The 16,772-nt window shown below is 60.9% G+C and carries 14 protein-coding genes; 8 read left to right on the top strand and 6 right to left on the bottom strand.

Translation table 11 applies throughout. From position 1 onward, the window contains the following. Positions 1-130 precede the first annotated feature (130 nt). The 3 genes from DK871_RS16600 to DK871_RS16590 form a co-directional block, all read right to left on the bottom strand. Positions 131-2,524 (bottom strand): TonB-dependent receptor, encoded by a 2,394-nt coding sequence (locus tag DK871_RS16600; RefSeq protein WP_161905822.1) that lies wholly within the window; start codon positions 2,522-2,524, stop codon positions 131-133. A 97-nt stretch (positions 2,525-2,621) separates the two neighbouring features. Then, complete coding sequence (locus DK871_RS16595; protein WP_161905821.1) at positions 2,622-3,569, bottom strand: FecR family protein; 948 nt, start codon at positions 3,567-3,569, stop codon at positions 2,622-2,624. A 26-nt stretch (positions 3,570-3,595) separates the two neighbouring features. Next, positions 3,596-4,096: a sigma-70 family RNA polymerase sigma factor gene (locus DK871_RS16590; protein WP_161905820.1), complete on the bottom strand. Its 501-nt coding sequence runs from the start codon at positions 4,094-4,096 to the stop codon at positions 3,596-3,598. Positions 4,097-4,474: 378 nt separating this feature from the next. On the opposite strand from DK871_RS16590, the gene DK871_RS16585 reads away from it, so the two are divergent. Genes DK871_RS16585 through DK871_RS16575 form a run of 3 tightly spaced genes read left to right on the top strand, consistent with a single transcriptional unit; the run spans position 4,475 to position 7,993 of the window. Then, positions 4,475-5,275 (top strand): glucose 1-dehydrogenase, encoded by an 801-nt coding sequence (locus DK871_RS16585; protein WP_161905819.1) that lies wholly within the window; start codon positions 4,475-4,477, stop codon positions 5,273-5,275. Next, positions 5,268-7,094, top strand: a complete 1,827-nt coding sequence (locus DK871_RS16580) for a glycoside hydrolase family 15 protein (protein ID WP_161905818.1) — start codon at positions 5,268-5,270, stop codon at positions 7,092-7,094. The genes DK871_RS16585 and DK871_RS16580 overlap by 8 nt, the downstream gene beginning before the upstream one ends. Continuing rightward, complete coding sequence (locus tag DK871_RS16575) at positions 7,082-7,993, top strand: alpha/beta fold hydrolase (RefSeq protein ID WP_161905817.1); 912 nt, start codon at positions 7,082-7,084, stop codon at positions 7,991-7,993. Before DK871_RS16580 ends, DK871_RS16575 begins: the two co-directional genes overlap by 13 nt. Here the strand turns inward: DK871_RS16575 and DK871_RS16570 are convergent. Then, positions 7,979-8,947, bottom strand: a complete 969-nt coding sequence (locus DK871_RS16570) for a GlxA family transcriptional regulator (protein ID WP_161905816.1) — start codon at positions 8,945-8,947, stop codon at positions 7,979-7,981. The two genes, DK871_RS16575 and DK871_RS16570, sit on opposite strands and share 15 nt — an antisense overlap. 88 nt (positions 8,948-9,035) lie before the next feature. Between DK871_RS16570 and inhA the strand changes: the two genes are divergently transcribed. Then, positions 9,036-9,716, top strand: a complete 681-nt coding sequence (gene inhA / locus DK871_RS16565) for an isonitrile hydratase (RefSeq protein ID WP_161905815.1) — start codon at positions 9,036-9,038, stop codon at positions 9,714-9,716. 43 nt (positions 9,717-9,759) lie between these two features. Here inhA and DK871_RS16560 read toward each other — a convergent pair whose 3' ends face one another. Together DK871_RS16560 and DK871_RS16555 are read right to left on the bottom strand one after the other, a co-directional pair. Further along, the gene (locus DK871_RS16560; RefSeq protein ID WP_161905814.1) at positions 9,760-10,014 is read right to left on the bottom strand and encodes a DUF6124 family protein; all 255 of its coding nucleotides are present in this window, start codon (positions 10,012-10,014) and stop codon (positions 9,760-9,762) included. A 758-nt stretch (positions 10,015-10,772) separates the two neighbouring features. Next, complete coding sequence (locus DK871_RS16555) at positions 10,773-11,402, bottom strand: LysE family translocator (protein ID WP_161905813.1); 630 nt, start codon at positions 11,400-11,402, stop codon at positions 10,773-10,775. A gap of 712 nt (positions 11,403-12,114) precedes the next feature. On the opposite strand from DK871_RS16555, the gene DK871_RS16550 reads away from it, so the two are divergent. Genes DK871_RS16550 through DK871_RS16535 form a run of 4 tightly spaced genes read left to right on the top strand, consistent with a single transcriptional unit; the run spans position 12,115 to position 16,759 of the window. Next, positions 12,115-13,554: an undecaprenyl-phosphate glucose phosphotransferase gene (locus tag DK871_RS16550; protein ID WP_161905812.1), complete on the top strand. Its 1,440-nt coding sequence runs from the start codon at positions 12,115-12,117 to the stop codon at positions 13,552-13,554. Further along, on the top strand, positions 13,554-15,014 hold the full coding sequence (locus DK871_RS16545; protein WP_044273578.1) for a mannose-1-phosphate guanylyltransferase/mannose-6-phosphate isomerase: 1,461 nt from the start codon (positions 13,554-13,556) through the stop codon (positions 15,012-15,014). Before DK871_RS16550 ends, DK871_RS16545 begins: the two co-directional genes overlap by 1 nt. Further along, positions 15,014-15,925: a glycosyltransferase family 2 protein gene (locus DK871_RS16540; RefSeq protein WP_003190212.1), complete on the top strand. Its 912-nt coding sequence runs from the start codon at positions 15,014-15,016 to the stop codon at positions 15,923-15,925. The genes DK871_RS16545 and DK871_RS16540 overlap by 1 nt, the downstream gene beginning before the upstream one ends. Positions 15,926-15,931: 6 nt before the next feature. Then, positions 15,932-16,759, top strand: coding sequence for a polysaccharide biosynthesis/export family protein (locus DK871_RS16535; protein ID WP_161905811.1), 828 nt, complete (start codon positions 15,932-15,934; stop codon positions 16,757-16,759). Positions 16,760-16,772: the final 13 nt, after the last annotated feature.

The following is a 16,772-nucleotide window of genomic DNA, read 5'->3' as shown; positions in this document are numbered from 1 at the left end:
TCCAGCAATAATATGTGCGGGGGCGATGTAGGAAACAGAGGGTGGCCTGCCGGTTATGAGTGAGCAGAGCGCCTGACCCAGGCAAAAAAATCGCAACCCTAGGGTTGCGATCTTTCCTACCGACAACAGATCAGAACCCCACGCTCGCCTGTACGAAAAACGTGCGAGGCTCACCCAGGTATAACCCGGCATTGTTATCGCTGGAGCGCGTGTAATGCTGCTGGTCGAAGACGTTTTTCACGCCTACCCCCAACTTCAGGTTCGATAGTTGCGCGCCAAAGTCATAGCCACTGCGCACGTTGACCGAGACATACCCTGGGATATCACCGTATTGACCGTCCGCGGTGCCTTGGGTGATGTAGGTGGTACCGGTGCCCGGCGCACGTTGGCCGGACTGGGCGTAGACGTCCAGGCTGTGGGTCCAGTGGTTGACGTCGTAACGCAGGCCCAGGGTCGCCACTTGGCGGGAATACAGTGGCAGGTCGCGGCCCTTGAACGGCACATCACCTTCGGAGGTGGCCTTGGTGTAAGTAAAGCCCGCGTTGGCGGTCAGACCGTCGAGGCGCGGGTCGAGGTTGGCCAGGTCGTAATGGGCCGATGCTTCGACGCCGCTGTGCTTGGTGGCGCCGAGGTTGGTCCAGCCCACGTCATTGCTGACGTATTGCAGTTCATCCGAGAAGTCGATGTAGAACAGCGTCACTTCGCCGCCCCAGACGCTGTCGTTGTAGCGCGTACCGACCTCGTAGGTCTTGGCTTTTTCGGGATTCAGGCCGTTGGCCGTCTGGTCGCCGGTACCGCCCTGGCCCAGTTGAAAATACTGCAGGCTGCCGAAGGAGGTTTCGTAGTTGGCGAACAGCTTCCATGCGTCAGACACGTGGTACATCACGCTCAGGGCCGGCAGCGGTTCGTTGTTGTGGACTTCGCGGCGTTTTTCCTCGGTACGCTTGCCATTCAGGGCCACGACCGGACGATCATGCCATTCGGTGCGGATGTCTTCGAAGCGAATACCGGGGGTGATGGTCCATTTTCCGATATCGATTTTGTTATCGATATAGAAGGCGTTGGCTTCGGTGCCCCCAGTACGGTCCTGGTATACGTGGCCGTCGCTCTGCCCGCCCGGCGTCGGCACGTTGTTGACCAGGTTCAGGCTGCTGGCCTCCTCGTGCATCCCTTCTTTGAGGTAGCGATAACCCACGCTGACTTCCTGGGTACTGGGCCCAAGGTCAAACACATGGGACACACGCGGCTCGATGCCGAAGGTGTAGTAGGTACGCGGATAGGAGCTGAGGGTCTTGAGGTCGCGGTTGGCAATGTTGCTGCCACGGAAACTGTCGGAATAGTACGTCAGCACTTCGGCCTGGGTACGGTCGTCGATCTGGCGGATGTACTTGAACGACACGTCCTTGCGGCGCCCGCTGAAGTTGTCCCAGTCACGCACTGACTGATACGGGTTGGCATCGAACTGCTGCTGGGTCAGGCCGCCGGGCATATCGGCGCTGGCATCGTAATAGTGGAAGTTCAGCGAAAAATCGTCTTGATCGGTCGGCGCCCAGTGGGTCTTGAAGATCACGTCATCGATGTCGTTGCCGTTGTTGCTGTTGCGGTAACCGTTGCCGTTGACCCCGGAGTACAGCAGCGCGGCGCCGATACCGTTGTCGGCAGTGCCGCCGATAAAGGCGTTCTCCACGTGCTTCCAGCCACCGTGGGCAGACGTTTGCAGGGTAGTGCCAACTTCACCGGAAAAGTCTTGCGGAATCGCGCGGGTTACGAAGTTGATCACGCCGCCGACGTTCTGTGGCCCATAACGCACCGAACCCGCGCCGCGAACCACGTCGATACTTTCCAGGTTACCGGCAGAAATCGGCGCCATCGACAGTTGCGGCTGGCCGTAGGGAGCAAACGCCGCCGGTACGCCGTCAATCAGCACGGTGGATCGAGGCGACAAGCGCGACGTCAGGCCGCGTACACCAACGTTGAGGGAAATATCACTGCCACCGGTGCCGTTGGATTCCTGCACTTGCACGCCAGGCACGCGGCGCAGTACGTCACCCACGTTCATCGCGCCCTGCTCCACCATGGCTTCGCGGCGGATAACCGTACGCGCGCCGGGATGGTTCTGCACCACTTCGGCATCGGCGTCAGCAAGCCAGTCGCCCACCACCTTGATGTCGGTCACACCCAGCACCAGCGGCGAGCCCGCTTCACCGGTGCCGTTGCTCACCGGGCGCAAGGTCACGGAACCGGCGTCAATCTGGTAATCCAGGCCACTGCCTTGCAGCAATTGGCGCAGGGCTTGTTCGGGCGAGAGATTGCCATCCACCGCGGGGGCTTGCTTGCCGGCCACCATATCGGGACTGAAGAACACCTGCAGCGAGGTCTGCTGGCCCAACTGGCTCAAAGCTGCGCCCAGGGATTGGGTGCGAATGTGAATGCCTTCGGCAGCCTGTGCGGTGCTGAGGGCAACGGCCAGGGCCAAGGGCGCCCAGCGGGAGATTTTATTGTTGTGGAGGGCAAGTTTTTTCACGTCGAACCTAGTCCTGTGATCGCAAGCGTGCGCGGCTGTTAATGCAAACCAGTTGCAGTTGCAGGAGAAGACGAAGAACTCGAAAAAAACCTGAATGTCAGCGTGAAATAATTTCCTGGCTACCGTCCGGCAAGGTGCGCAAGGCGACCGGCAGGATGTGGGGCAAGGCCTTTAGCAAGGCGTCGGTGTCGCTGGATTTGAAAACGCTGGTCAGGCGCAGGTTGCCCACCGCTTCCGTACTGACACGCAGCGGCTGCTCGCGGTAGCGCGACACTTCCCGCGCCACCTCGCCCAGGGTGGCGTTGTTGAACACCAGTTTACCGGTGCGCCACGCGGTGAGTTCTTCAGGGTTCACCGCGTAGGCCGCTGCCACTTGGCCTTGGGGATCGACATGGGTGCCACAGCCAGCGGTGAGCGTAACGACGTGATCGGATGCCTGGCCCTGCACCTTGACCGTGCCGGCTTCGACCGCCACGCGGGTCTGGTCCGCATCCCGGCGTACATCAAAACGCGTACCGGTAACGGTCACCTGCCCTGCCCCGGCAGAGACGACAAACGGGCGGCCGGTGTCATGTTGCACGCTGAACATCGCCTCGCCCTGTTTTAGCTCCACGCCTCGCCGGCCCTTTGCGTAGTGAACCGCGACCACGCTGCGGCTGTTGAGGTCCATCACCGAACCGTCGGGCAAGGTCACCTGGCGATGCTCGCCCACCTGCGTACTGAATTCGGCATTGTAGGCTTTTGGCTCAAACACACTGAATACACTCAAACCCACTGCAACAGCGACCACACTGGCCGCCACGGCATAACGCAGCAGCGCACGCCGCCCGGGGCGCTCGACCGGCGCGTCGCCCAGCGCCTGCAAGCGGGCCTCGGACAGCAAATCCGTAGCGCTCCATAACCCTTGCAGCACATCGATTTCGTACTGATGCGCGGGCTGCGCCCTACGCCAGGCATCGAAACGTTGACGTTCCTGGGCACTCAATGGGCCGTCCTGCAGGCGTACAAACCACTGCGCGGCCTCATCACGGACACGGTTATCCATTGTGGAAGATCCTGTTTCAAAGCCGGTCATGGCGCGCTCGCATCCAGACGATCACGCAGATGCCGCAGGGTGCGGATCATATACTTTTCCACCATGTTTTTAGACAGCCCCAGGCGTGTGGCGATTTCCTGCTGGGTGAGCCCTTCTATCTTCTGCCAGATAAAAACCCTGCGACAGTTGAGCGGCAACTCGGCCAGCGCCCGCTCGATGGCGTCGGCCAACTGGATCGCGTGCATGTAATGCTCCGGGTCGCCGCTGTGGGGCGTGCTGTGATCAAGCGCCTGCAGCGCCAACGCCTCGCGACGGTCTTCGCGGCGGTAGGCGTCCACTGCAATATTGCGCGCGGTTTGGTGCAAGTAAGCGCGCGGCTGCGCCACCTCGCAGGCAGCAGACTCAAGCACCCTCACGAAGGTATCGTGGGCCAGGTCTTCGGCCTGCTGACGGTTTCTCAGGCGGCGTGTCCAGGTGCCGATCAACTCTTCGTAGTGCTCGAAAAAGCCTGTTCTGCGGGGCGGCTGAGGAGTCATCGCGGGAGCACTGGGGAGGCGGGGCGTGAATAGTAATGCTTCCTATTAAGCAGAGCAATTGCTGCTCATCGCCCCCCACTATTTGTTTGAAATGACGGCACAGCGCTGTAGATACCGCGCTTTACCATTGCTGTTGTCGGCGACGCACAAGGCTGTCTGAGTCAGTGATAAAACGGCCAATACGCTGCTGAGCAATAGTTTCGTCCATCTGTTATCGGCCCGCACGCGCATTCCATCGCTTCCTGTATTGCCCTTTGTTTTCAGCATCATACGATAAAGTCGCGCGTTCACCCGAGTTGGGCATAAGTGCCAAGCGATGAACTTCCGCTCCCCGCCGCCAGTCAGCAGGAAGGACTCTCATAAAACGGTGGGTGGGCGATGCAGATTTCCTTGCAGCAACAAGTGGCCCTGGTCACCGGGGCCAGTTCCGGCATTGGCGCGGGTGCAGCCAAAGCCCTGGCCGCAGCAGGCGCGGCGGTGGTGCTCAACTACAACTCCCAGGCGGCACCGGCTGAGGCCCTCGCCGCGCAGATCAATGCCAACGGCGGCCGGGCGCTGGCGATTGGCGGCGATGTGTCCAAGGAGGCCGATGTCGAACGCCTGTTCGCGCAAACCCTGGACGCCTTCGGCCATCTGGATATTCTGGTGGCCAACTCCGGCCTGCAAAAAGACGCCAACCTGGTGGATATGAGCCTTGAGGATTGGAACACGGTGATTGGCGTCAACCTCACCGGGCAATTCCTGTGCGCACGGGCGGCGGTGCGTATCTTCAATCGCCAGGGCGTTCGCGAAGGCGTGTCACGGGCCGCCGGCAAAATCATCCATATGAGTTCGGTGCATCAAATCATCCCCTGGGCCGGGCATGTGAATTACGCGGCGTCCAAGGGCGGCGTGGAGATGCTGATGCGCACCCTCGCCCAGGAAGTCAGCGAGCAACGTATCCGTATCAATGGCATCGCACCGGGGGCCATTCGCACAGCGATCAACCGTGCTGCCACCGAAGGCGCGGCCGAACAAGAGCTGCTTAAACTGATTCCTTATGGCCGCGTCGGTGATGTAGAGGACGTGGCCAATGCCGTGGTGTGGCTGGCCAGCGATGCCTCTGATTATGTGGTTGGCAGCACCTTGTTCATCGATGGCGGTATGAGCCTCTACCCGGAGTTCCGTGGCAATGGTTGATTTCAAGAACGAGCCCCAAAGCGCCATTGATGCCCACGGGGTCATTGGCGACATGCGCAGCGCGGCACTGGTGAACGACCGCGGCAGCATCGACTTCTTCTGCTGGCCGGAATTCGACAGCCCTTCGGTGTTTTGCGCATTGCTCGACACGCCCGAGGCCGGCACGTTCCAGCTCACTCCGGACCTGCCTAACGCCCGTCGCGAGCAGATCTACTTGCCCGACACCAACGTGCTGCAGACCCGCTGGCTGAGTGATGAAGCGGTGGTGGAGATCACCGATCTGCTGAACGTCAGCGAAAACGTCGATGAACTGCCCTTGCTGATCAGGCGGGTACGGGTGGTCAGTGGCAAGGCGACTATCCACCTGAGCTGCGCCGTGCGCCACGACTATGCCCGGGCCGCCACCCAGGCGCAGGCCGAGGCTGGCGGTGTGGTGTTCACCGCCAGCGGCCAGCCCGGCATGCGCCTGATGGGCAGCCAGCCGCTGACACTTCAAGACAACACCGCCATCGCCACCTTTACCCTCGCCCAGGATGAAGGCGCTGAATTTGTCCTCGGCGGCCAGGAGGATGTGCGCGTCACCAACGATTGTACCGACCTCTACCTGGAACGCACCTTGAAGTTCTGGCGCGGTTGGATCAGCCAGTCCAACTACCGCGGGCGCTGGCGCGAGATGGTCAACCGCTCGGCCCTGGCGCTGAAACTTTTGACCTCGCGCAAACACGGCGCCATCATCGCCGCGGCCACATTCGGGCTGCCGGAAACACCCGGCGGCGAACGCAACTGGGACTACCGCTACACTTGGATCCGCGATGCCTCGTTCACCGTCTATGCGTTCATGCGCCTGGGTTTCGTCGAGGAAGCCAACGCCTATATGCGCTGGCTCAGGGGCCGGGTCAGCGACTGCTGCGGCCAGCCGACCAAGATCAACATCCTGTACGGCATCGACGGCCGCCAGGAACTGCCGGAAACCACCCTCGACCACTTGAGCGGCCACGGCGGCGCCCAACCGGTGCGGGTGGGCAACGAAGCGTTCGACCAGATCCAGCTGGATATCTATGGCGAACTGATGGACGCGGTCTACCTGGTCAACAAATACGGCGAAGCCATCTCCCACCAAGGCTGGAAACACACGGTGGAAGTGGTCGACCAAGTGTGTGAGATCTGGAACCGCAAAGACGTGGGCATCTGGGAAATGCGCGGCGAGCAGCACCACTTTCTGCACTCGCGCCTGATGTGTTGGGTGGCCTTGGACCGTGCTATTCGCCTCGCGTCCAAACGCTCGCTGCCCGCCCCGTTCGCGCGCTGGGACCAAACGCGCCAGGCGATTTACGCCGACATCTGGACGAACTTCTGGAACGAAGACCGTGGGCATTTTGTGCAGCATATCGGCAGCACCGCGCTCGACGGTTCCATGCTGTTGATGCCACTGGTGCGCTTCGTCGCCGCCACGGACCCGCGCTGGCTGTCGACACTGCAAGCGATCCAGAAAAGCCTGGTGCGCGACGGCATGGTCTACCGCTACCGCAATGACGACAGCCAGATCGATGGGCTGCAAGGCGTCGAAGGCGCGTTTGCCGCCTGCTCGTTCTGGTACGTCGAATGCCTGGCGCGCGCCGGGCAAGTGGAAAAAGCCCACCTGGAATTCGAACAGTTGCTGCGTTACGCCAACCCGCTGGGGTTGTACGCCGAAGAGTTCGACAGCCAGGCCCGGCACCTGGGCAACACGCCCCAGGCGTTGAGCCATTTGGCGTTGATCAGCGCGGCAACATTCCTGGACCGCAAGCTCAGCGGGGAGAAGACCGTATGGCAACCGTGACCACCCCACCCGCACTGCTGTATGTGCGCACCACCCTGCTTGACGTGGCTTACGAAACCCACGGCCCCGTCGATGGCGAACCGGTGATCCTGTTGCATGGCTTCCCTTACGACCCACGGGGCTACGACGACATCGCACCGGTGCTGGCTGAACGTGGTTATCGGGTATTGGTCCCGTATTTACGCGGCTATGGCCCGACGCGCTTTATCAACACGCAGGTGATGCGCTCCGGCCAACAGGCGGCACTGGCCAAGGACTTGCTGGATTTCATGGAGGCCTTGTCGATCCCGCAAGCCACCCTCGCAGGCTTTGACTGGGGTGGGCGCGCTGCCTGTATTGTGGCGGCGCTATGGCCCCAGCGGGTACGCGGCCTGCTGACCGGCGATGGCTACAACATCCAGGCCATCAGCCAGTCGCTCAAGCCCAGGCCACCTGAGACAGAGCACCGGCTCTGGTATCAGTATTACTTTCACACCCAGCGCGGGGTCGACGGCTTGACGGCCAACCGGCGTGAACTCTGCCAATTGCTCTGGACACTGTGGTCACCGTCCTGGGCCGAAGGGCCAAGCCGCTACGCGCTGACTGCGCCGTCGTTTGATAACCCGGATTTTGTCGAGGTGGTGATTCACTCCTATCGCCATCGCTTCATGTATGCCCCAGGTGATCCCGCGCTGGAATACATCGAGCAGGCGCTGGTGCCACAACCGCCGATATCAGTACCGAGTATTTCGTTGTGCGGGGCCGACGACGGTGTGGGCCCGCCGCCGCTTGTGGATGACGATGTGGAGCACTTCAGCGGCTTTTATCGCCGGCAGGTGTTGCCCGGGGTTGGGCATAATGTTTTCCAGGAAGCGCCCCAGGTCACGCTTGAAGCACTGCTGGAACTATTGGAGCGGTGAAAAACGCTCCCGATAAGCCTGGGGCGTCACCGACAAGGCCCGCAGAAAGCTGCGGCGCAAAGTCTCTTCACAGCCAAAACCGCATTGCATGGCGATACGTTTGATGGAGGTTGTGCTGTCTGCCAGTTGCCGGCGTGCGTTTTCGACGCGAATCAGTTCCACGGCCCGCGCCGGGGTCTGGCCGGTCTCGGTGCGGTAGTGGCGTACAAAGCTGCGCTCGCTCATGCCGGCCTGGGCTGCCAGGGTGGCGATGCTCAGATCCAGCGTCAGGTTATCGGCGATCCAGGCATGCAGCTCGGCAAAACGGCTGTCGCTCTTTTGCAGGGATAACGTCACGCTGAATTGCGACTGGCCGCCAGGGCGCTTGAGGAACACCACCAAGTGGCGCGCGACCTCCAAGGCAATCGCACGCCCCAGGTCATCCTCTACCAGGGCCAGGCACAGGTCGATCCCGGCGGTCACGCCGGCAGACGTCCACACCGCGCCCTGCTGGATGAAAATCGGATTGGCCTCCACCGTGAGCGCAGGGAACTTGCGCGCCAGCTCTTCACAGCGCGTCCAGTGCGTGGCCACGCGGCAACCATCGAGCAAACCACTGGCGGCCAGCAGAAAAGCCCCGGTGCACACCGAAGCCATGCGCCGAGTGTGCCGGGATTTATCACGCACCCATTGCACCAGCGTCGGGTCCTCGGCAACACCGTATACGCCCCAGCCACCGGCGATCACCAGCGTGTCGCAGGGCTGGCCAATGGCGGGCAGCGGCTCAGCCAGCAGCGCCAGGCCGGCCGACGTCATTACCGGCCCAACCTGAGTAGCAACGACGTTGACCGCGTAGGGCAATGGCAAACCACGTTGGCGCGCCAGATCGTTAGCCGATGCGAACACTTGTAGAGGCCCGGTGACATCGAGCACTTGGGCATTCTCAAACGCGAGTACATGAATAATTTTTGGCATGAATGGCGAGATTAGTGGGCTCAATGGCGTATTCGCCAAAGCCTAGGCTTCTACAGTAAGGACGTCCATTCCTTTCGGAGCTTGAATCATGACCTTGCAGATCGGCTTTCTATTGTTCCCCGGCATCCAGCAACTGGACCTTACCGGCCCCTATGATGTCCTCGGTTCGCTGCCAGACGTGAAACTGCACCTGGTGTGGAAAGACCTCGCGCCGATCACCTCCAGCACTGGCCTGATGTTCACGCCGACCATCACTTATGCCGACTGCCCGAACCTGGATGTGCTTTGCGTACCCGGCGGCGCCGGTGTGGGCCCGTTGATGGAAGACCCGCAAACCCTGGACTTTCTCAAGGCCCAGGCCCAGACAGTGCGCTACATGACCTCGGTGTGCACCGGCTCACTGGTACTGGGCGCGGCAGGGTTACTGCGCGGTCGCAAGGCCACCACCCACTGGGCCTACCACGACCTGCTCGCCCCGCTCGGTGCCATCCCCGTGCACGAGCGTGTAGTGCGTGACGGCAACTTGTTTACCGGCGGCGGGATCACCGCCGGCATCGACTTTGCCCTGACGTTGGCCGCAGAGTTGTACAGCGAAGCGGCAGCGCAACTGGTGCAACTGCAAATCGAATACGCGCCAGCCCCACCGTTTGACTCCGGCCGCCCGGAAACGGCGCCCAGGCATGTGCTGGAGGAAGCCAACAAGCGCACGGTGGAGTCACGCAGAGTGCGAGGGGAGATTGTTGCGCGGGCGGCTGCGCGGTTGGGGTGAATGTTCATCCGTGGCGATGCTTCTTAACTGACGGGCATCGCCGTTACTGCGCTCGCGTCTCGCCGCCTCCCTCTACTACCCGATCAACCAGCAACCGAACGCCCTCCACCATTCGGCAAATCCCCAGCACTACACTGCGCTGCGAACCTTCAACCTCAAAGGCCAGGTGCGCCGCAATAGCATTGATGGAGTCCAGATCCTGGGAGGCATTGACCAGCAGGGTTTCGGTGTCGAGGTTGGGATGGAGGGTGAAGAGCAGGTTTGAATCTGAAGGAGGATTGGGGCTGTCTTTGATCATGGCGTAGTTCCTGAGTGTAATGGACTACTGGAGTAATTCGGATTTCTCACGTCCGGTCGCTGAATTGGCAGCGACTGGGCAAGACTAGTGATGACCATTCCTAGCTGCAACCTTAAAGGGTTGTGGGAAAAAACCGGCTTCAGCGCCTAGACGCAAGGTGAGTCCTAGGCTGCTGTACGAACCTTCTTTTGATTCTTTCGGTGCTAAACGGCTGTCCGGTTGAAGCCGGGGGGTAACCACGATGCGAAGCGAGTCGCTCTTGCTCTTGATCTGCTTTTGATCTCAGGCGCCCCGTTAAACCACGCTGGCCGGAATTCGACAGGGATTTGGGGGGTAAACCGGCAGGGATGCCGGTTTAGCCGCCCCGCGCCATGGATGGCGCGTGGCGGCGGCCCCCCAAATCACTGGCGGATTACGGGCACACCGAGCCTAAGCGAGGTGCCGAGTGGTGGGGCAAGAGCCCTTTGGTTACTTTGGGGCTCTTTTCCAAAGTGACCCGCCGTCAGGCGGAACCCTAATTAGCCGTTACCGCAGGAATGGATATGCACACAATCCAACTGTGTTGACCGCCAGGCCGCTTTCGCGAGCAAGCCCGCTCCCACATTTGGATCGCGGGGTGTCAGGTAGAGAAGCATCGCCTGTCAGGCCGCCATCGCAGGCAAGCCAGCTCCCACAATTGGATCGTGGGGTGTCCGGTAGATGAGCATCGGCTGTCGGGCCCCCGCCACAAAGAAACCTGCTTGGTTTCCCGCGTGACTTCAGGCAGGACGCGACATCACCGCCAAACGCACGGCCAACGCCATCAGCACCGCCGCCAAGCCCCACTTCTGCAACCAGACGCTTTTTGTGCGTCTGGCGAAGAAGCGGCTTAACGCCCCGCCAAACATGCCCAACAGTACGTGAAACACGCTCGCGATCAACGTCAGCACGCCGCCCAGCACCAGCAGTTGCAAGGCGATAGGCCCCGCCTCGGGCCGCACAAACTGCGGCAGGAACACCATGAAAAACAACAACGCCTTGGGGTTGAGCAAACTGTTGAACATGGCCTGCAAAAACACCCGGCCCAACGCCACGCGGCCGACGTGAGCGGCGCCCAGGCTGGGGCGTTTTTGCAAGGTTTTGAAGACCAGCCACAGCAGGTAGATCACACCCGCACAGCGGATCAGGTCGAATGCTGGCGGCCAACTGGCGACCAACGCCGTCACTCCCATGGCGGTCAATGCCGTCAGCAACAGGTCGGCCACGCCAATGCCCAGGGCCGAAGCAACACCGCCGCGCCAGCCATGGGTGACACCCTGGCTGATGACAAACGCCATGTTCGGCCCCGGTGACAGCAACAACAGCAACACCGCGCCGGAAAAAACACCGAGTGTGACCAGGCTGATCATGGTTGAACCGTCCGCTGAGAAAACCCCAGATTAATCGGCGCTGGCAGGCCCTACAAAAAATTGTGCTGAATACATTGCTCACGCAGCGAACCCAGTGATTGCTGAAGACGCAGTCTCCGACACCCACTTGCCCCGACATATGCTCAGGGTGTGGGGCGACTACCAGCTGGACGGTAGCGCTCAACGGGGAGCCGCGTAACCTGACGCTGAGCCTCAAAGGCAAGCACCGCACCCCCTCCTGTAGGAGCGAGCTTGCTCGCGAAAAACTCACAGACGCCGCGTGTACCCAGGAAGCACGCGTTATCGTTAAGGTTTTTCGCGAGCAAGCTCGCTCCTACAAAAAGGCCTTCCGCCATCGTCCAAAAGCTTTTCGTCGCTTGCAGGCAAATCCCTAGGTTTGTTCCTACACTCCAAAAAGCCATCATCGATTCTCGATTATTCTGAAATACCCGCCATTCACGTCAACAAACCGTCATATCATGGAGACCTTGAGAGGATACTTGAAGAAGACGGACGAAAAGCCAAATCATTGACACCAATTCTCAAAAGAGCCACTATTTAGCCATCACTCAGTAAATGCCTGCGCCTAGACAGTCATTACGGATTACCCAGCAACAGAAGTCGTTCGATTTGCACCACTTGTAATGCATACCTGCCTTATGGATGAGCAAACGAATAGGAACGTTCTGGTGGTGTATTGAGGATCTGATGTATGCGCGGTAAATCGTCCGTTGATAGCCTGTTTTTGACTCGCACCGGTTTCGTTGAGTTTTTTGTCGTTTTCGTAAAACTGCTTCACGGGCTGACCGCAATCTCGCCGGCGATCATCCTGTTGTTCTACCCGGACCCGGTCGCGGAACACATGCGCACTCACTATCTGGGCCTGCTGGCGTTCTTTGCGATCCTGACCATTATTTTGTTCCAGGCCCTGGGGGTTTACTCCGATGACCTGTTCAGCAATCGCCTGCGTTTTCGCGTGATGCTGGTGGCCTGGGTCTCGGCGTTTTGCATCCTGTTGTTCATGTACCAGATCCTGCTCCTGTTCCCGCAGTTGAGCCCTCGCAACCTGGTGTTCTGGTTTTCCGCGAGCCTGGTGCTGTTTGGCGTGGAGCGCATACTCATGCTGCGCCTGTATCGCCATTTGATGGACAACGGCAAATTCCTCCAGCGCACCGTGATCCTGGGCTTTACCGACACGGCCGTGCATGTGGCTGAACACCTGTCGCGCAACAGTGATATCCGCTCCGGCCTGATCGGTTTTATCGATGACCGTACCGAGCGCATTCCCAAGGAGTTGAGCCGCCTGCCGTTGCTGGGCAATACCCGCGACCTGGAAAAGCTGATCCGCTCCGAACAGGTGAACCAGGTGATGATCACCCTGCCCTGGGCCGCCGAGCAGCGCATCAATGGGTTGGTCAAGCGCCTGCGGCAGATGTCGGTGAACGTCATGCTGGTGCCGGACATGGCCGCCCTGCGCTACGGCCATAACCGCATCACCGATGTAGGCGGCATCCTGATGTTCAACACCTCACAGTTGCCGCTGCGAGGCTGGTCGCCCTTTATCAAGCGTTGTGAAGACCTGCTGCTGGCCAGCATCGGCCTGTTGCTGCTGTCGCCGGTGATGCTGGTGACCGCCCTCGCGATCAAACTCGATTCCAAGGGCCCGGTGCTGTTTCGCCAGAAGCGCTATGGCTACAACGACAACCTGATCCGCGTGTTCAAGTTCCGCTCGATGTACGTCGAGCAGACCGACCTCAACGCCGAGAACCAGACCACGCGCCAGGACCCGCGCATCACTCGGGTCGGCAGGATCATCCGCAAGACCAGCATTGATGAGCTGCCCCAACTGTTTAACGTGCTGCTGGGCAATATGTCGATGGTCGGCCCGCGCCCCCACGCCACGGCCACCAAGGCCGCCGGGATTCCTTTCGAGGAAGCGGTCAGCGAATACAGCTCGCGCCATCGGGTCAAGCCGGGCATTACCGGTTGGGCGCAGATAAATGGTTACCGCGGCGAGACCGATACGCTGTTCAAGATTCAGAAGCGGGTCGAATACGACCTGGAATACATCGCCAAATGGTCCGTATGGCTGGACCTCTACATCGTTTTCATGACGGTCCCGGCCGTTCTTTCCACCAAGGAAGTCTATTGATGAACCCACTTAACGGATTGATTCCCTGCATCATCTCCGGTGGTTCGGGTACGCGGCTATGGCCGGTTTCGCGGCAGAACATGCCCAAGCCCTTCATGCGCATGCGCGACGACCAGAGCCTGTTGCAGAAGACCTTCCTGCGGGCCAGTCACTTGCCGGGCGTCGACAGCATCCTGACCGTGACCAACCGCGACCTGCTGTTTCGCACCCTGGACGACTACCGCGCGGTGAACACCCAGCGCCTGGGCCTCGACCTGCTGCTGGAGCCGTTTGGCCGCAACACCGCCGCCGCCATCGCAGTGGCTGCGTTGCATGTGCAGGAGCATTTTGGCGCAGACGCGCAGTTGCTGGTGATGCCCGCCGATCATCTGGTGCTGGATGAAAGCGCCTTTGCCCAGGCGGTGGAAAAAGCCCGCGCCTTGGCCGAGGCCGGTTACCTGGTGACCTTTGGCATCCAGCCTGACCGAGCAGAAACCGGCTTTGGCTATATCGAACAAGGGCCGGCACTGGGCGCAGGTTTTCGGGTGCAGCGCTTTGTCGAAAAGCCCGACCAGGCCACCGCCCAAGGCTACCTGGACGGCGGCAAGCATCTGTGGAATGCCGGCATGTTCTGCTTCAAGGCGGCAACCCTGCTGGAAGAATTGGCCAGCCACGCCCCGGCGGTTCTGGAGGCGGCCAAGGCGGCGCTGGAGCACAGCCAGAGCCTGCAAAACAGTAGCAGCCGCCAGCGCGAACTAAGCCCGGAAGGTTTCGGCACCGCGCCGGATATCTCCATCGATGTGGCGCTGATGGAAAAATCCGCCCAAGTCGCGGTCGTGCCCTGCGACATTGGCTGGAGCGATATCGGCTCCTGGGAAGCCCTGCGCCAACTCACGCCCAGTGACGACAATGGCAACCAGATCAACGGCGAGGCGATCCTGCACGACGTGCATAACTGCTACATCGACTCGCCCAAGCGGGTACTCGGTGCGGTGGGCGTGCGTGACCTGATCATCGTCGACACCCCCGACGCCCTGCTGATCGCCGACGCCCATCGCAGCCAGGACGTGCGGCATATCGTTGCCGAACTCAAGCGCCAGAATCACCCGGCGTTCAGCCTGCATCGCACCGTCACTCGGCCCTGGGGCACCTACACGGTGCTGGAGGAAAGCACGCGGTTCAAGATCAAGCGCATCGTGGTCAAGCCCAAAGGTTCGCTGTCCCTGCAAATGCACCATCACCGCAGCGAGCATTGGGTGGTGGTCAGCGGCGCGGCGATGATCACCAATGGTGAGCGCGAAATCCTGCTCAACATGAACGAGTCCACCTACATTCCCGCCGGGCACAAGCACCGCCTGACCAACCCCGGCATCATCGACCTGGTGATGATCGAGGTGCAGAGCGGTGAATACCTGGGTGAAGACGACATCGTGCGCTATGACGACATCTACGGCCGCGCGCCGGTTGAAGTGAAGCCCTGATGCGTACGTCATTGATCATCCCCACCCGCAACGCGGCCAGCCACCTGGACCGCCTGTTGCCAGCCCTGCGCATGCAGACCTTGCAACCGGACGAAATGCTGGTGGTCGACAGCGCATCGAGCGATGACACCGTGGCGCGCTTTCGTGAATTCGGCGCGCGCGTGGAGGTGATTGACGCCCGTGATTTCAACCACGGCGGTACTCGGCGCTGGGCCAGCGAGCAGGTGGGCGGCGACGCTTTGATCGTGATGACCCAGGACGCGATCCCCGCCACCGCCGAGACCTTCGCCAACCTGATCAACGAGCTGCAACTGGACCCGCTCAACGGCGTTGCCTACGGACGGCAGCTGCCGCACCCCGGCGCCGGCGTGCTCGGCGCGCAGTCGCGGCACTTCAATTACCCGGCGGCCAGCCGCACCAAGCGCCTGGACGATGCAGCGCAACTGGGCATCAAGACCTGCTTCAGCTCCGACTCGTTTTCGGTGTACCGGCGCAGCGCCCTGAGCGCGGTGGGCGGTTTCCCCCAGGATGTGATTGGCAGTGAAGACGCCTATGTGGCCGCGCGCATGCTGCTGGCCGGTTACCAGGTGCGCTATGCCGCGAGTGCGCAGGTTTATCACTCCCATGATTACCGCTTGCTGGAAGAGTTTCGCCGCTACTTCGATATCGGTGTGTTCTACGGCCGCGAGCCGTGGATTCGCCAGGCGTTTGGCGACGCCGGCGGCGAAGGCAAACGTTATGTGCTGGCCGAACTGCACGCATTGCGCGAGGCCAACGCGCTGTACCGCGCCCCCGAAGTGGTGGTGCGCAGTGCCTTTAAATTGCTGGGTTATCGCCTCGGCCACCTTGAACGCCACCTGCCCAACGCGCTTAAACGGCGCCTGGGCATGTTTTCCACCTACTGGACTTGAGCCGTCATGAAGACTATCAACCGACGTTTCCGTCTTACCCTGCTCGGCCTCTTGAGTGCCTCAATCTGGCTGGCTGGTTGTTCGACCCCCGCGCGGGTGCCGCTTCCTGATAACGACACGCTCAAGGCCGGCCATCAAGCGGCGCTGACCCTGGCCGACCTGCCGCCCCCGCAGGTGCTGATCCAGAGCGGTGACTCGCTGCGTATCGTGCGTGATGCCCAGGAGCCGGCGGCGGCCGATGACATGACGGTGTTCGTGGTGCGCCCCGACGGCGTGATCTCGGTGCCCAACATAGGCCGGGTCAAGGCGGCCTTGCGCACGCCCGAAGACCTGGGCAAGGAAATCACCGAGAAGTACAAGCGCATCTACCGCGAACCTGCGGTGACGGTGAACATCGCCAGCGCACCGAGCAACAAGGTGTTTATCGGCGGTGCGGTGTCCAACCCGGCCTTTTTCGACCTGGCCGGCAACGTCAGCGTCGAGCAAGCGCTGCTCAGCTCCGGTGGTGTATTGCCCTCGGCGGATGCCTCCAACGTAGCCTTGCTGCGCACCGGTCCCGATGGCAAGTACAGGACGTACTTCATCAGCCTGGAGAGCATGCTGACCAACCCCAATCACCCGCGGGTAGCGTTGCAGCGCGGCGACTTGATCTTTGTGCCGCAGTCGGGCATCGGCGCGACGGTGGAGGCTGTGGATATGTACTTCACCAAGCTGTTTCCGATCAACAAAGGGATTGGTATTGGCTTGAATTACGACCTGAACAAGAGCGACGTGAAAAACAGCGGCAACACCATCTACAACAACCCAACCATCAACGCAGGCCAAGGATTATGAAGCGGGCTTCGTA

It is taken from the genome of Pseudomonas sp. L13, assembly GCF_009935965.1.
Lineage (GTDB): Bacteria > Pseudomonadota > Gammaproteobacteria > Pseudomonadales > Pseudomonadaceae > Aquipseudomonas > Aquipseudomonas lactis.
This window is presented reverse-complemented; position numbering and strand designations above follow the sequence as displayed.

What these genes read in the sequence shown, in the direction of transcription:
- DK871_RS16595 (WP_161905821.1), bottom strand. Translation starts at nt 3,569, where the DNA reads ATGGATAACCGTGTCCGTGATGAGGCCGCGCAGTGGTTTGTACGCCTG.
- DK871_RS16590 (WP_161905820.1), bottom strand. Translation starts at nt 4,096, where the DNA reads ATGACTCCTCAGCCGCCCCGCAGAACAGGCTTTTTCGAGCACTACGAA.
- DK871_RS16585 (WP_161905819.1), top strand. Translation starts at nt 4,475, where the DNA reads ATGCAGATTTCCTTGCAGCAACAAGTGGCCCTGGTCACCGGGGCCAGT.
- DK871_RS16580 (WP_161905818.1), top strand. Translation starts at nt 5,268, where the DNA reads ATGGTTGATTTCAAGAACGAGCCCCAAAGCGCCATTGATGCCCACGGG.
- DK871_RS16575 (WP_161905817.1), top strand. Translation starts at nt 7,082, where the DNA reads ATGGCAACCGTGACCACCCCACCCGCACTGCTGTATGTGCGCACCACC.
- DK871_RS16570 (WP_161905816.1), bottom strand. Translation starts at nt 8,947, where the DNA reads ATGCCAAAAATTATTCATGTACTCGCGTTTGAGAATGCCCAAGTGCTC.
- inhA (WP_161905815.1), top strand. Translation starts at nt 9,036, where the DNA reads ATGACCTTGCAGATCGGCTTTCTATTGTTCCCCGGCATCCAGCAACTG.
- DK871_RS16560 (WP_161905814.1), bottom strand. Translation starts at nt 10,014, where the DNA reads ATGATCAAAGACAGCCCCAATCCTCCTTCAGATTCAAACCTGCTCTTC.
- DK871_RS16555 (WP_161905813.1), bottom strand. Translation starts at nt 11,402, where the DNA reads ATGATCAGCCTGGTCACACTCGGTGTTTTTTCCGGCGCGGTGTTGCTG.
- DK871_RS16550 (WP_161905812.1), top strand. Translation starts at nt 12,115, where the DNA reads ATGCGCGGTAAATCGTCCGTTGATAGCCTGTTTTTGACTCGCACCGGT.
- DK871_RS16545 (WP_044273578.1), top strand. Translation starts at nt 13,554, where the DNA reads ATGAACCCACTTAACGGATTGATTCCCTGCATCATCTCCGGTGGTTCG.
- DK871_RS16540 (WP_003190212.1), top strand. Translation starts at nt 15,014, where the DNA reads ATGCGTACGTCATTGATCATCCCCACCCGCAACGCGGCCAGCCACCTG.
- DK871_RS16535 (WP_161905811.1), top strand. Translation starts at nt 15,932, where the DNA reads ATGAAGACTATCAACCGACGTTTCCGTCTTACCCTGCTCGGCCTCTTG.